The organism is Enterococcus plantarum, from assembly GCF_001730295.1.
Lineage (GTDB): Bacteria > Bacillota > Bacilli > Lactobacillales > Enterococcaceae > Enterococcus_L > Enterococcus_L plantarum.
The window spans coordinates 36,581-49,002 of record NZ_MIKA01000007.1; the positions used below are offsets into that span (position 1 = coordinate 36,581).

14 protein-coding genes are annotated in these 12,422 nt (G+C 35.7%); 8 read left to right on the forward strand and 6 right to left on the reverse strand.

The annotated features are described in order from the left end of the window. Positions 1-78: 78 nt before the first annotated feature. From mltG to BCR22_RS03965, 7 genes are all read left to right on the forward strand, one after another. Positions 79-1,515 (forward strand): endolytic transglycosylase MltG, encoded by a 1,437-nt coding sequence (mltG, locus tag BCR22_RS03935; protein ID WP_069653683.1) that lies wholly within the window; start codon positions 79-81, stop codon positions 1,513-1,515. A gap of 261 nt (positions 1,516-1,776) precedes the next feature. After that, on the forward strand, positions 1,777-2,250 hold the full coding sequence (greA, locus tag BCR22_RS03940; RefSeq protein WP_069653684.1) for a transcription elongation factor GreA: 474 nt from the start codon (positions 1,777-1,779) through the stop codon (positions 2,248-2,250). Positions 2,251-2,448: 198 nt separating this feature from the next. Further along, positions 2,449-3,180, forward strand: a complete 732-nt coding sequence (gene liaF, locus BCR22_RS03945; protein WP_069653685.1) for a cell wall-active antibiotics response protein LiaF — start codon at positions 2,449-2,451, stop codon at positions 3,178-3,180. Further along, entirely contained in the window at positions 3,177-4,280 is a 1,104-nt protein-coding gene (locus tag BCR22_RS03950; RefSeq protein WP_069653686.1) for a sensor histidine kinase, read from the forward strand. The genes liaF and BCR22_RS03950 overlap by 4 nt, the downstream gene beginning before the upstream one ends. Continuing rightward, a complete protein-coding gene (locus BCR22_RS03955; protein WP_069653687.1) occupies positions 4,255-4,887 on the forward strand; it encodes a response regulator in 633 nt (210 codons plus the stop codon). Before BCR22_RS03950 ends, BCR22_RS03955 begins: the two co-directional genes overlap by 26 nt. 156 nt (positions 4,888-5,043) lie before the next feature. After that, positions 5,044-5,709, forward strand: coding sequence for a potassium channel family protein (locus BCR22_RS03960; RefSeq protein WP_069653688.1), 666 nt, complete (start codon positions 5,044-5,046; stop codon positions 5,707-5,709). 183 nt (positions 5,710-5,892) lie between these two features. After that, positions 5,893-6,204 (forward strand): HesB/YadR/YfhF family protein, encoded by a 312-nt coding sequence (locus BCR22_RS03965; RefSeq protein WP_069653689.1) that lies wholly within the window; start codon positions 5,893-5,895, stop codon positions 6,202-6,204. 152 nt (positions 6,205-6,356) lie between these two features. On the opposite strand, the gene BCR22_RS03970 is transcribed toward BCR22_RS03965, so the two are convergent. Further along, positions 6,357-7,955 carry a helix-turn-helix domain-containing protein gene (locus tag BCR22_RS03970; RefSeq protein WP_240485848.1) on the reverse strand — a complete coding sequence of 533 codons (1,599 nt, stop codon included), beginning with the start codon at positions 7,953-7,955 and terminating at the stop codon, positions 6,357-6,359. Between the two features lie 296 nt (positions 7,956-8,251). On the opposite strand from BCR22_RS03970, the gene BCR22_RS03975 reads away from it, so the two are divergent. After that, positions 8,252-9,184, forward strand: a complete 933-nt coding sequence (locus tag BCR22_RS03975) for a glycosyltransferase family 2 protein (protein ID WP_069653691.1) — start codon at positions 8,252-8,254, stop codon at positions 9,182-9,184. A gap of 59 nt (positions 9,185-9,243) precedes the next feature. Here the strand turns inward: BCR22_RS03975 and BCR22_RS03980 are convergent, their stop codons facing one another. The 5 genes from BCR22_RS03980 to BCR22_RS03990 all read right to left on the reverse strand — a co-directional run bounded on the left by BCR22_RS03980 (position 9,244) and on the right by BCR22_RS03990 (position 12,332). After that, the gene (locus BCR22_RS03980; protein WP_069653692.1) at positions 9,244-10,206 is read right to left on the reverse strand and encodes a phosphoglycerate dehydrogenase; all 963 of its coding nucleotides are present in this window, start codon (positions 10,204-10,206) and stop codon (positions 9,244-9,246) included. Positions 10,207-10,304: 98 nt separating this feature from the next. Next, positions 10,305-10,655 carry a hypothetical protein gene (locus BCR22_RS16065; protein ID WP_476729618.1) on the reverse strand — a complete coding sequence of 117 codons (351 nt, stop codon included), beginning with the start codon at positions 10,653-10,655 and terminating at the stop codon, positions 10,305-10,307. 19 nt (positions 10,656-10,674) lie between these two features. Continuing rightward, complete coding sequence (locus tag BCR22_RS16070) at positions 10,675-11,229, reverse strand: flavodoxin-dependent (E)-4-hydroxy-3-methylbut-2-enyl-diphosphate synthase (protein ID WP_455319226.1); 555 nt, start codon at positions 11,227-11,229, stop codon at positions 10,675-10,677. Positions 11,230-11,273: 44 nt separating this feature from the next. Then, positions 11,274-11,402 carry a hypothetical protein gene (locus tag BCR22_RS16075; protein WP_455319225.1) on the reverse strand — a complete coding sequence of 43 codons (129 nt, stop codon included), beginning with the start codon at positions 11,400-11,402 and terminating at the stop codon, positions 11,274-11,276. Between the two features lie 117 nt (positions 11,403-11,519). Then, entirely contained in the window at positions 11,520-12,332 is an 813-nt protein-coding gene (locus tag BCR22_RS03990; protein ID WP_069653693.1) for a DUF1189 domain-containing protein, read from the reverse strand. Positions 12,333-12,422: the final 90 nt, after the last annotated feature.

Below are 12,422 nucleotides of genomic sequence, written 5' to 3' on the forward strand. Positions count from 1 at the left end.
AAAAGTTTAAATTTAAAAAGCTTTCATGTATAATGGTAAAAGTTAAACAAGATACATAGAAAGTAAGGAGGATTTGTTTTGGCAGAAGATAACCAAAATAATCAAGATCATTCCAACGCTTCATTCAAAGATCAGGTCTTGCGTTCTTTGCGGGGAGAAGAAATAGAGAATGATGATTCAGCTTCTTCTGAACACAATGCTCAGAACGTATCACAGCATAACGAAGCAGAATATAATAGAACGTACCGTTCTCAGCCAGATACTCAAGAAGACCCGATAAAACGGGATGAGATGGAATCAGTTGGCTCACGCAGTGCAGAACATCAGACAAGACGATCAGATTCGTCGGAAGAACAGTCAGAGCTTGGGAGTACACGGAGCCCTAAAGAAGATAATTCCGACAAACGAATTAGAAAAAAAGAAGACCGCATTGTCAGCCGCATTGTCTTGATTGTTGCCTCTGTGTTGTTATTAGTGATAGCCATTTTTGGGTTTACTTTCTATAAGTATGTCAATGCTGGCTTACAACCACTTGACCAAAAGGATAGTAAATTAGTTCAAGTACACATTCCAGAGGATTCATCGAATAAGAAAATCGCCAACATTTTAGAAGACAGTAAAGTCATCAAAAGCGGGATGGTATTCAATTACTATGCGAAATTTAAAAATCTAACGGATTTTCAAGCAGGTTATTACCAAATGTCACCAGACATGACGTTAGATGAGATCGGTGCACTTTTAAGAGAAGGTGGAACCGCGGAACCAACTCAGCTTGCAGATGGAAAAGTAACGATTCCAGAAGGCTTTGATATTGACAAAATCGGTGATGCCATCGAAAAAAACACTAATTTTAAGAAGGATCAATTTATTGAGCTGATGAAAGATCAAGCATTCTTCGACACGATGAAGGAAAAATATCCGGAGTTACTAACAAGTGCTGCTGAAGCAAAAGATGTTCGTTATCGCTTTGAAGGGTATTTATTCCCAGCAACATATGACTATTACAAAGAAGCAAAACTAGAAGATTTTGTGGATCAGATGATTGCGAAGTCTAACAGCGTGATTGAACCGTTTATCCCAATGGTTCATGCAAAAGGAATGACGATTCAACAAGTATTAACACTTGCGTCATTGGTAGAAAAAGAAGGCGTGAAAGAAGAAGACCGCAAAAAAATTGCTCAAGTGTTCTTTAATCGAATTGCGGCTAATATGCCATTGCAATCAGATATTTCTATTTTATACGCATTAGGTGAACATAAAGAATTGGTCACATATAAAGATTTAGAAGTAGACTCACCGTACAATCTGTACAAAAATACCGGATACGGTCCAGGACCATTCGATAGTCCTAGTGAGCAAGCAATCAACGCTGTGTTAAATCCATTACCAAATAACTACCTGTACTTTGTTGCGGATATCTCAACTGGGAATGTTTACTTTGCAGAGACCTATGAACAACATCAAGAGTACGTAGAACAATATGTAAATAAAACAGAAACTGAAAAAAGTGAATAACTTTTAAGTTTGCGTAATATATTACGAGCCAACCTAGAATTTAGGCGGCTCGTTTCGCTTTCCTTGGGATTCGCACATTTGAGCGTAAGAGAGATACCGTAAGCGTTGATGATTAGAAGAAAATCTAGCAGATTTATAAAAATTAAGTGAATATTATTTACAATTTGCTTAAAGCGTGGTACTCTTTTCTGGATTGAAAGCGGAATTTTTCAATGAAAATAAAAATAAAACATTGTAGTAAGTTAAGAAGGAGAAATTAACATGGTAGAAAAAGTATTTCCTATGACACTTGAAGGCAAAGAAAAGTTAGAACAAGAACTAGAAGAACTAAAAACAGTTAAACGAAAAGAAATCGTTGAACGTATAAAAATTGCAAGAAGCTTTGGCGACTTATCTGAGAATTCTGAGTATGAGTCAGCGAAAGATGAACAAGCTTTTGTGGAAGGACGCATCACAACATTAGAAAATATGATTCGCTTTGCTCAAATCATTGATAATGATGGTGTTGATTCAGACGAAGTTTCAATTGGAAAAACAGTAACATTTATTGAACTACCTGATGGTGATGAAGAAGAATATACGATTGTAGGTAGTGCAGAAGCTGATCCTTTTTCTGGTAAAATTTCAAATGATTCACCTATTGCACAAGCATTGATCGGCAAAAAATTAAACGATCAAGTTGCAATTGCTACTCCTGGTGGAGACATGCAAGTAAGAATCATAAAGGTTGGTTAACAAACAGTCAGTAAGAACGAAGGGCGAGTCGAAGCTATCATTAGTTTTGACTTGCCCTTTAAACCTGACTAAATAGCTCACGAGTTTCGGTTCGTTTAAAAAAATTAGGGCTAAAGTCCTATAGTAAAATGGGGCTTTAGCAACTAACATTAATAGGAGAATCGAGGTATACTAATTTCATCGGAAGGGGGATTATAAATGAATAACCCATGGCGTTTTTTCATCGTAGTAGAAGCATTACTTTTTTTATTAGCTTTATGGCAAATTATACATAACCCAGGCTTGGCAATCGTATTAGTACTGGGTATTTTAAGTACACTCTATGCGCTGAAAAAAGTTCATCGTAGCAATTTTAATAATTTTCAATTAGTATTGGGTGTTATCTTGATTTTGATTGGGGTAATGAATAGTCCTGCATTTTGGTTGATGTTAGTTTTTGGTGTTTTATTTATTGGTTTAAAAGGGGTTGAAATCGCGGGTGTCGATATCACGCAGCGAGCACCTTGGAGAAAGAAACAAATGATCATGGTGGAAACAACGAATGTTGAATCTAAAAGCGGGCGTCGGTTCAAACGTCCATGGTTTGCCAATGAACGGATCGGCAGTAATGTTTATGAATGGGATGATATTAATATAGACGTTCTTTCAGGTGATACAATCGTTGATTTAGGGAACACATTATTGCCTAAAGATGACAGCATCATTATTATTCGTAAAGGCTTTGGCCGTACGAGAATATTAGTGCCACTAGGTGTTGCCGTAACACTCGAACATTCCACTTTTTACGGAAATGTTAACTTTGAAGAAGAAAAATATCATCTGAAAAATGAATCATTGAAAGTATACAGTAATGACTTTGATACAAATAATCGCCGCTTGAAAATCATCACAAACACATTGGTTGGTGATCTTGAGGTGATTCGCGTATGATGGGTAAAATTTCTCGACAGATGCTTTCTTTGTACGCTGCTTGTAGTACGTTTATTGTTGTGTTACTTACACTGTTTTCATATTTTTATTCAATTAAACAAAAAAATTGGATGTTGGAATTACTTCAAAGGAAAGTGTTTTACATTCCTTTGATTTTCCATATGCTCTTGATCTCGCTGTTGGTGGGATTGTCGACATTTTTACTTGTATCTATTGTACAAAAGTCACAATATGGTAGAATTGAAGAAAAACTTCGGTTACTAGCAAGAGGCAGTTATGAAAGTCCAGCTCTTGCGAAAAGTGTCCCTCATGCGAGTAACGATCAGTACATTGGCGAAGTTGACCAAGATATTTTAAAAATCCAAACAAAATTATTAGAAATGTCAAAAGAATTGCAATTATTAAATAGCCGTCCGCAGCTAATGGACGGGGAAACCAAAGAAGAAATATTAGAAGAAGAGCGTCATAGGCTTGCCAGAGAGCTTCACGATTCGGTCAGTCAACAGTTGTTTGCTGCAATGATGATGTTATCAGCGCTTAATGAACAAGCGCAACGAAGTGAGACGCCAGAATTGTTTCGTAAACAATTAGTGACGGTAACCGATATCATCAATGCTTCTCAATCTGAGATGCGTGCTTTATTGCTTCACTTACGGCCAGTGAGTTTAGAAGGAAAGAGTTTACGTAAAGGGATCGAGCAATTATTAAAAGAATTACAGACGAAGATCAAAATCGAATTGACGTGGGATGTTGAAGATGTTCATTTAAATAATAGTATTGAGGATCATTTATTTCGAATCGTTCAAGAATTATTGTCAAATACACTTCGTCATGCTAAAGCAAAAGAACTTGAAGTCTATCTCCATCAAGTAGACAAAAACGTGTTATTACGTTTAGTAGATGACGGTGTGGGCTTTGATATGAGTGAAAACGATAATAAAGCTGGTAGTTACGGTTTAAAAAATATTCGAGAACGGGTAGCTGGAATGGGCGGTATTGTTAAAATCATTAGCTTTAAAGGACAAGGAACGAGTGTAGAAATCAAGGTGCCTGTAATAAAGGAGGAAATAGCAAGTGATCAAAGTAATGTTAGTGGATGACCATGAGATGGTACGATTAGGTGTATCTTCCTATTTATCGATCCAAGAGGATATTGAAGTAGTTGGAGAAGCTGAAAATGGCCAGATCGGTTATGAAAAAGCGTTAGAATTACGGCCGGATGTGATTTTGATGGATCTAGTCATGGATGTGATGGATGGAATCGACTCAACAAAGGCGATTTTAAAAGATTGGCCGCAAGCACGAATCATTATTGTCACTAGTTTTATTGATGACGAAAAAGTTTATCCAGCAATCGAAGCTGGAGCTGCAGGCTACCTCTTGAAAACTTCAACGGCCCATGAGATTGCAGATGCTATCCGAGCGATTTCTAGAGGAGAACGTGTTCTAGAACCAGAAGTAACGACTAAAATGATGGAACGTTTGACTAAAAAGCAAGAACCTGTTTTACATGAAGATTTGACAAATCGTGAGCATGAAATTTTGATGTTGATTGCCAAAGGACGTAGTAATCAAGAAATTGCTGATGAACTATTTATTACACTGAAAACAGTCAAAACCCATGTTTCGAATATTTTAGCAAAGTTAGACGTTGAAGATCGTACACAAGCGGCTATCTATGCGTTTCAACACGGATTAGCAAAATAACAAATGTCGATTTATGGTGAATAAGATAAACTGTATTAGTTTGTCTTATTCACTTTTTTTATAATACTGAGGTAAGGGGATGGAGCCTCCTGATTCTGTTCAATTACCACTCTGTTTGTTATACTTAAATTAAATTTAACGCTAGGAGACATAAACATGAAGCAAAATTTTGCAATTATTGGTTTAGGAAGATTTGGCGGTAGTATCTGTCAGACTTTGATTGAATCGGGGCAAGAAGTTTTAGCTATTGATAGTAATGAAGATCGAGTGAATGAATATATGAATATCGCAACACATGCTGTTGTAGCGAATGCTCAAGATGAAGCAACCCTTCGCTCTCTAGGGATTCGTAATTTTGATCATGTTGTTGTTGCGATTGGTGAGGATATACAGGCAAGTATTCTGGTTACATTAATGGTCAAAGAAATGGGCGTGCCAAATGTTTTAGCTAAAGCTGTGAATGAATACCATGCAAGAGTATTAGACAAAATCGGTGCTGATTTAGTTGTCCATCCAGAACGTGACATGGGCATCAGAGTAGCACATAAATTAGTATCTAGAAATATTTTAGATTATATTGAATTATCAAATGAAGTATCGTTAGCAGAAGTCCGCGTTTCTAATCCAAAATTTTACGGCAAAACGTTAGGTGATTTAAACTTTCGCCAGCGTTTTGGGTTGACGGTAGTTGCGATACGTCGCTCAAAATCAGACGTGATTGCATCTCCAGCGGCAGAAGAAATTGTCAGAGAAAATGATAATTTACTAGTAGTTGGTGAAACAGACGATGTTGATTTATTAGATGAAAAGATGAATGGTTAAATTCAAGCAAGTTATTCTTCGTAAATCAGACTCTATGCTAAAATGATAGGTGTGATAAGTGGGCTAGTCTCTAAGAAACGGATAGAGTATGAATGAGATAAAAAACGCCTTGATCATATTTTCCTATTTTTCAGTCAGAGCTGAACGAGCCCGCTACGTTTTTAAATTAGGAGGAACTTTAAGATGAAATTAACAATTACGCCGCGTGCGCAACAATGGTTCAAAGATGAAGTAGGGGTTACTTCAGATAGTGGTATTCGATTTTACGGTAAGATTTATGGGAAGACAGATGTTCACGAAGGTTTTTCTATTGCGATGTCTGTAGAAGCGCCAGATCAACCATTAGTCAAAGAAGAGATTGATGAGATTACGTACTTTATCGAAGAAACAGACGATTGGTTTTTTAAAGGATATGATTTATTAGTTGATTACGACGAAGAAAAAGACGAGCCGAATTATAAATTTGCTGAAAATAAAGAAGACTTGAAACAATAGCCAGATCATCTTTTGACGCATTAAAAAGACAAAAAGAAGTGAGGTTGGGACAGAAGTGTTTAACTCCGAGCAATAATGGGGAGTTACTTCTGCTGCCACCCCCACTTTTTTAGTACGGATAGATAGCGATACTAAAGAAAGAAACAGACCTATCAAACGACTAAAGAAGAAGATTTTGCTCTATATCTTTTATGTAATGTATCGATAAGCGCCACTTGATAATCTAATGTGGGAGATAAGGGTATTATCTGGAAATTGCCCTTTTGTTTAATTTTATTTGGTAATAAAAGTTTTGATGCTGCTATGTAAAAATCATAGTCATCCTCAGACGTTGAAGTAACGAACGAGACGGAAATAAATGAAATTTGTTCTAAAAAATCGTGTAGAGATTGTAGGAAAATCGCGTTGGGTGACAAGATAATGCCGACATTTAATTGATATTTTGTATTGCTTCGTTCATAAAAAGGAAGTAATAAAAATGAACAAATATAAACTAAATCTTCTAAACAATTTTTAATCCAAGCAAATTCTGGATTTGAAATAATCTCTTCTAAAAACTTTCTAACTTTGCTAGAAAGAGGTTCATACAAAGGATTTTGTTCTTTCACACAAGATTCCATAAAATTGATAGTGAGGGGTAAGGAATCTTTTATTGCAAAATGATTTAGACAAGTAGTGAAAATATTTATATTCAACACATCTTTTTCATCTTCGGATAATGCTTTTTCTGTAAATAGAGGCTGATAAAATGCTTCAAAATGCTCAATTAAAGAACCTAATGGCTGCTGATCACTTTCCATATATTCTTTTACATAGCGAATTCTAGGATCGTCTGCATAAAAATAAATATTCCAGTAAAACATCATAAATGAAAGAAAAGTCGCTTCCCATTCGATGAAATGCTGAGGAACTTTTGCTTTTTCTAGTTCTTTTACAAAGGACATATTTGTTTTTGGGAAAGTTAGTTGTTTAAATGGAGGTTCGATAATGAAGTGCTTTTTTTTGATTCTCAATTGAGAGATTGTCGTTAATAAATACCATTCTCTAGGCTCTATATAAGTCATCCACTGATGATCTTCCGGATCAAATAAATCAAAGCCTCTTTTTGTTTCATCTAAAGCTAAAAATAGGTCTTCTCCGTAAGAGGCAATCCAAAAGAAATTTAAATAAACAATGCGGATCAAGTTTTCTTTTCCGGTCAGCTGAAGTTTGGTACAGTTTAGTTGAATGTCAAAATCTTTTAAATAATTGATCAGTGGTTGGAGTCTGCGAATAATGGATGCCCGACTAATAAAGTGGTCCTTACAAAAGTTTTCTATCGTGTAATTTCTTTCTAAAATTGTTGCAAGTAAAAACTTATAAGGTAGACTTTTGCGAAATAAAAATTGAGAATATGGAATATCACGCAACGTTGAAGAGTCGATATGTACTTTTCCTTGGACCGTTAATAACTCAAGACCTTGCTTTTCCATAAGGTCTGCATGTATTTCAGAAAATAATGAATTCAAGCGGGCGTATGAAAAATCTGTAAATTGCTCAAAATAATGTATGCTATATGTACCGTCAGCCGTACTCAATAAGTGATTGAAGACGTTGATTTTACGTTGAGCAACATCATCTAATAAAATGTCTGCTAGCATATTTAGTCTCCCTTTAATAATGAATGATGATTTTTTAATAATAAAAGTTATTAACTTTACAAAAATAATGGATTGTATATGAAAATCATTTACTGTATCTATGATAACCATTTACCTGCGGGAATTCAATTAGAAATTAAACAAAAATAAAAAACGTAATAATTATTTAAAAATAGTTAAATAATTCTTTTTTTGCTTGAAAAAGCTATGTACTTAATATCGGTGATGATTTTTCTCTGATTGGGATAAAACAATGTTTGTTATTTATATTACGCTGATTTTTTTCGAGATTTGTTTTTGGATGTAAATACAAATTAGAATACGCAATACTATTTATAGTTTTTATATTATTCTGTCGTAGATGTATGCTATAATCAACAAAGAATACTTTTTTTGGAGGAAATTTCATGCTATCTATTATTGTTCCTTGTTACAACGAAGAGGAATCAATTCCGTTGTTTTTTGAAGAAGTGGAGAAAGTAAGCTCACACATTCAACATAACATAGAATACATATTTATTAATGATGGATCAAAAGATCAAACACTAAGCGCACTGAGAAAGTTATATAAAGAGCACCCTGAAAAAGTTCGCTATCTTTCTTTTTCTAGAAATTTTGGAAAAGAAGCGGGACTCTATGCAGGACTTAAAGAAGCCAAAGGGGACTTGATTACAGTGATGGATGTGGATTTGCAAGATCCACCTGAGCTGTTACCAAAAATGATTCAAATGTTAGAGACAAATAAAGAGTTGGATTGCATCGGGACAAGACGAGGAGATCGAGAAGGTGAACCCGCTATTCGTAGTTTCTTTGCTAGAATGTTTTATCGATTAGTGAATAAAATCGGCGAAACAGAAATGGTAGATGGAGCGAGAGATTTTCGTCTGATGACACGTCAAATGGTGGATGCTATTTTAGAATTGACTGAGTACAATCGTTTTTCAAAAGGTATTTTTAGTTGGGTTGGGTTTAACACAGAGTATCTTTCTTATGAAAATCGCGAACGTATAGCTGGTTCCACTTCATGGTCCTTTTGGAGTCTACTAAGTTATTCGATTGATGGGATCGTCAACTTTTCAGAAGCACCACTGAATTTAGCATCTTATATTGGCGCTTTTTCATGTGTGGGATCAGTCATTGCGATGCTGATTATCTTCTTTAGAACGATTATCGAAGGAGATCCTACTAGTGGTTGGCCATCAATGGTCTGCATTATTTTATTTGTTGGCGGACTTCAGTTGCTTTGTCTAGGAATCATCGGAAAATATATTGGGAAAATTTTCTTGGAGACAAAAAAACGCCCAATTTATCTCGTGAAGGAAACGGAAAAAGATCAATAATAATAAAAAATACTGTTTCGAATCACTATAAAATGATTCGAAACAGTATTTTTAATCGTTTAATACCCTTGATGTAAGGTTATTTCATTTTTAGCTAGTGTCCCATCTTTTAGAAATTGAGTAAGATTTTGACTAAAAATCTTTAATAGTTTTGTTTTGAATTCAGGTGTTAAACCAGAGATATGTGGCGTAATCAAAACATTGTCCATGTCCCATAACGGACTATCTGAAGGCAACGGTTCCTCTTCAAAAACATCTAGAGCAGCAAATCGTAACTGTTCTGTGTTTAGTGCATGAATCAAATCATTGGTATTAACAGAAGGTCCCCGTCCAACATTTACAAAGACGGTTCCGCGTTTCATTGCCAAAAACATTCGCTCATTGTACATTTGATAAGTATCTTCGGTCAGAGGAAGAATGTTCACGACGATATCCATTTCATTCACGATGCGGCTCATATTTGTATGAGAATAGCATTCGATAAAACCATTCGTTACATGACCAGAAGTGTTCACACCGTAAGTTTGAATACCTAAGCCTTTTGCAAAGCTAGCAAGCTGTTGACCGATATGGCCAGTGCCGACAATTAGCATTTTTTGCATGGACAATTGTTTATAGGAAATAGTCTCTCTTGTCCATTCTTTATTTGCTTGATTGTTGATACTAGTACGAATACCTCTAAACTCAGCTAGTAGAACACCTAAAACATGTTCTGTAATTGAAATGCTATGAATTCCGCTAGCGTTAGACAGTAAGATACCTTTTTCAGAAAAGCGATCTAAATCATATGTATCCACACCAGCAGAAATAGATTGAACCCACTTTAAGTGGCTTGTTTCAGAATTCAATAAACGCTGACCTAAATTTTTGTCCCAACCTAACATGATCTCGATATCATCTTCAATCACTTGTGGTGATTCTCTTGTAGCATCAATAACAATATAATCAGGAGCACTTTGTCTGATTGTTTCAACTTGTCCTGTTTTCATCTGTTCATTTAGATAGATGACTGGTTGTCCCATGTTGATTCCCCCTCGCTCATTCATTGTAACAAAAAAGCCCTTCAAACAAAAAAAGATTGAACTATTGCAAGTAACAATCTTTTTTCCACCTACATAAATTATCTTTTTTCGCCACGAGCATATGCTGCTGCAAGACTATCAACTTCTTTTTTCAACTTATCAACCATGATTTCTTCCGGAACTGTTCGAATGATCTTTCCTTTTTTGAAAAGCATCTCTTTCCCGTTTCCACCAGCTATTCCAATATCAGCTTCTCGTGCTTCACCAGGTCCGTTAACGGCACAACCTAAAACCGCAACGTTGATTGGTGCCTTGATTTTTTCGATATATTCTTCGATCTCATTCGCAATTGGAATCAAATCAATTGCGATGCGTCCGCAAGTAGGACAAGAAATCAACGTAGCCGCGTTAATTGCTAAGCCAAATGCTTTCAAGACTTCTTTAGCCACTTTGATTTCTTCTACAGGATCAGCAGATAATGATACACGACAAGTATTTCCAATACCTAAAGACAGTAGACAGTAGAGCACCAAGTCCAGCTGCAGATTTTATTCCACCAGAAAATTTGGTCCCTGCTTCAGTGATTCCTAAGTGTAGTGGATAATCAAATGTTTGCCCAGCCAGAGTATAAGCTTCAATGGCTAACTGAACATCACTTGCTTTTAATGAAACAATAATATCGTAAAAATCCAAATCTTCAAGTATTTTTATATGCTCAACAGCACTAGCGACCATCGCTTCAGCGGTAGGATAACCATATTGTTGCAAGAAATTTTTTTCAAGAGAACCCGCGTTAACACCGATCCTGATTGGGACACCTTTAGATTTACATGCAGTGACAACTTTTTCTACACGATCTTTGCGTCCGATATTTCCAGGATTGATTCTAATTTTATCAACACCTTGTTCAATCGCTTTTAAGGCTAAACGATAGTCAAAATGAATGTCAGCAACTAAAGGAATCGATATCTGACTTTTGATAGCACCGATTGCTTCTGCCGCGGCTTCATCTGGTACTGCCACCCGAACAACTTGACAGTCAGCTTCTTCTAAACGCTTGATCTGGGCTACAGTACCATCATGTCATGTGTTTTAGTTGTACACATACTTTGAATAAATAATTCGTCAGTTCCACCAATGGTTATGTCTCCAACCTTAACGTGACGTGTGTTTTTACGATGAGTCAAGTCTGCCATAATGATTCTCTCCTTACTACTGCTCTATTATATTGCGGATTAACCAGTATTATTCATCATTTATTTTATCATGTATCCACACACCAGTGAGAGTAAGAAGATGTATCTGATTTAACATTAAGCTAAGGGTGGTTCTTGACGTGTTTCATTACGCGTAGCAAAGAAAAAGACTACCAAAGAAACGAAGACAATCAAAAAGCTATCGTCGAAAGAACGGTTAATAAAATGTAGAATACTACTGGCAATCACAGGAAGTGTAGCGCAATAGGTTGAAATCTTTAGACAATCTAAAAAACGTAGTTTGTACAAGCGAATCTTACTATAAAGATTTGCACCGATTGTGATCATAAGCAAATTAAAAATCAAGTTAAGAAATGTAGGATATAAAGTAAAGACAAACACAATTAGTTTAATCCAAAAAGGAAAACTAGCTCCATCTAAAGATTCTTTCAAATCTTTACTGTTTAAACCATCTAAGGTCCCTTTGGAATAAGGAATTTCAAATTGATTAGCACCCAGTAACGAATCTGCAGCGCCTAATTTAGGGAAAGCCACAACAAATTCATCCTGCAACAATCCTAAACCAACAGCAGTGCCGACGGAATCAGCAGTGACATCGTTAAGTGATCGTTTCCCTTCAGGATCAAAGGTAAAAATGATGGAGTTTGTTTGATAAATGAATCCTTCAGTTTTGCTAGCTGTTTTTAGTTTTCCATCAGTGATAGTGAAATCTGGTAACTTTGAAGCAATTTTTTGACCATCACTTTTGATATCTTGCATTATAGAAAAAAGTTGTTTGGTTATTGGAAGAGCAAGGATAGTGCTTAAAAAAACAACATATAAAATGACTTTCCAAAAGGGCATTTTTTTAGCCTGATGGAGATGCGTTAACTGAAATAATGACTGTTTAAAAAGGATAAATGAGTTCATAGATTCTCTCCTGACTTGAAATTGAGTATACTCGTCATTTTAAAGGAGATAACTGTTAAATACAAGTTTTGCCCAAAATTTGTAAGCAAT